Origin of the sequence: Sulfitobacter sp. (assembly GCF_041552635.1) — a bacterium.
Classification (GTDB): domain Bacteria; phylum Pseudomonadota; class Alphaproteobacteria; order Rhodobacterales; family Rhodobacteraceae; genus Sulfitobacter.
The window spans coordinates 1-2,295 of the sequence record NZ_JBFEKM010000313.1; the positions used below are offsets into that span (position 1 = coordinate 1).

At 59.3% G+C, this 2,295-nt stretch carries 3 protein-coding genes; all 3 read right to left on the reverse strand.

Going from position 1 to position 2,295, the window contains the following annotated elements:
• A partial coding sequence (locus ABYT07_RS20515; protein ID WP_372993854.1) for a CvpA family protein occupies positions 1-347 on the reverse strand: 347 nt, incomplete at its 3' end.
• Positions 348-375: 28 nt separating this feature from the next.
• The gene (gene radA / locus ABYT07_RS20520) at positions 376-1,743 is read right to left on the reverse strand and encodes a DNA repair protein RadA (RefSeq protein ID WP_372993855.1); all 1,368 of its coding nucleotides are present in this window, start codon (positions 1,741-1,743) and stop codon (positions 376-378) included.
• 104 nt (positions 1,744-1,847) lie between these two features.
• Positions 1,848-2,294, reverse strand: a complete 447-nt coding sequence (locus tag ABYT07_RS20525; protein ID WP_372993856.1) for a paraquat-inducible protein A — start codon at positions 2,292-2,294, stop codon at positions 1,848-1,850.
• Position 2,295: the final 1 nt, after the last annotated feature.

Here is a 2,295-nt window from a genome sequence, read left to right on the forward strand (position 1 = left end):
CCGAACAAGAAGCCCAGCCCTTGATCCAACCCGCCTAGGACGGACCGTTGCACCAGCGACGAAAACAGCGGCGTGAACAGCGATACTACGATTAAAGCCACTGCAAATACGATTGCAAAGGCTCCGATGACCGAAAGTTCGCAGCTGTCTGCCAGAAATTCACCGACAACCGGGATTTCCGACACCAGCGGTTCAACCTGCGGCGCAAACAAAAACGCCAGCACAGCAGCGGCGATCCAGCCAACAATGGCCATCAATTCACGTACCAGACCGCGCCCATAGGCCAGAAGTGCAGACATGACTATGACAAGCGCCACAACCCCGTCAATAATGGTAAAGCCTTCCATGATCGTCTTGCCTTCCTAGTGGGGGCCGTCAGCCAGCCCCGAAAATTTCGCCCACAAATCCGGTTAGATCGCTCATTGTATTTAGCGTGATGCCGTTCTTGCTTACGGGTTTGCCCCCAGCGGGCGCAATGGCGCTGGTAAAACCAAGTTTCTGCGCTTCTTTCAACCTATTTTCGGTCTGGGTGGCCGGTCTTAGGGCACCCGATAGGCTAATTTCGCCAAAAACAACGGTTTCAGCGGGCAATGCCACGTCTTCGCGCGCGCTTAGCAAGGCGGCGGCAACGGCCAGATCGGCGGCAGGTTCCGAGATTTTCATGCCGCCTGCGACGTTCAAATAGACATCAAGCCCCGCAAAAGGGATGCCGCAGCGGGCCTCGAGAACGGCGAGGATCATCGCCAGCCGCCCGCCATCCCAGCCCACGACGGTGCGCCGCGCTTGGGAATGGGGCGATGGGGCAACAAGTGCCTGCAATTCGCATAGCACGGGCCGCGTCCCTTCGATGCCCGCAAACACCACCGATCCTGCGGCAGGTTCGCCACGTTCAGACAGGAAATGCGCTGACGGGTTGGTGACTTCGGCCAGCCCTTGGCCAGTCATTTCGAACACGCCGATTTCATCTGCGGGGCCAAAGCGGTTTTTGACGGCGCGCAGGATGCGAAACTGGTGGCCGCGTTCGCCTTCGAAATAGAGTACCGTATCGACCATATGTTCGACGACGCGGGGGCCTGCGATTTGACCGTCTTTGGTGACATGGCCCACAAGGATCACCGAAACACCGGTGCGTTTGGCAAAACTGGTCAACTCATGCGCCGATGCTCGGACCTGAGACACCGACCCCGGCGCGCTTTCGACGTTATCGGCCCACATGGTCTGGATCGAATCGATGATGGCCAGATCGGGGCGTTCGGCCTCGAGGGTTGTCAGGATGTCGCGCAGGTTGGTTTCAGCGGCCAGTTTGACCGGCGCATCGGCCAGTCCCAGACGTTGGGCACGCATGCGCACCTGAGCGGAGGCCTCTTCGCCACTGACGTAGATGGTTTTCAGACCGCTGCGGGCAAAATGCGCTGCTGCTTGTAACAACAATGTTGATTTCCCGATGCCGGGATCGCCGCCCACCAGAATGGCCGATGCCGCCACCAGACCGCCGCCCAAGACGCGGTCAAGTTCGGCAATGCCGGATTGGCTGCGCGGGGGCGGGGCTTCCTTGGTGCTTAGATCGGTGAGGACCATCGCTGATCCGCGCTTGGCCCCCAAAGATTTGCTGGGCGGGCCCGCCGATATGCCTTTGTCTTGCTGTATCGTGTTCCATTCGCCGCAACCGTCGCAGCGACCGGACCACTTGTTATAGCTGGCACCGCAGGAGGTGCACGAGAATGTAACGGGAGCTTTTGCCATGCGCCTTTCTGGCCGAGAGCGTGGGCGAGGTCAAAGCAAAAGCGACGGTGCTGTCATCGTCTGCCCCGAGGACAGCGTGCGAGGTACAGACATGGGGCAGAGCCCTAGGGCGTTGGCCCAATATTTTGCAGGTTCTGCTGCGTTTTCCAGCTGATCCAAAGGGAGGCGAGGATACAGGCGGTAAAAAGGTAGAGGCCCCAAGCCACTTCGACCCGCCCAATGCCGATGCCTTTGGCGATCGTGACGTAAACTGCGATCAGGAAGATATCTGCCATGGCAAGCTTGCCGATGATCGCAAGGGCCGACATCGCGCGGGGGCCAAGCAGGTCGAACTGGACCAAGGCGATGCCGACGGTTTTGAGCATTGGGGCCACCAGCGCAAAAAGGGTAACCACCAACGCGAGGAAGATATCAGACGCCCAAAGCGATTGCAGGCCGCTGAGAACCGAGATTTCGGTGAGTCCGAAAAGCGGCAACATACCCGCGCGCAGCAGTGGTGCGGCCCAGGCGATGGGGTAGAGGATTATGAGAGACAGGTTCAAGGCGCGCAAC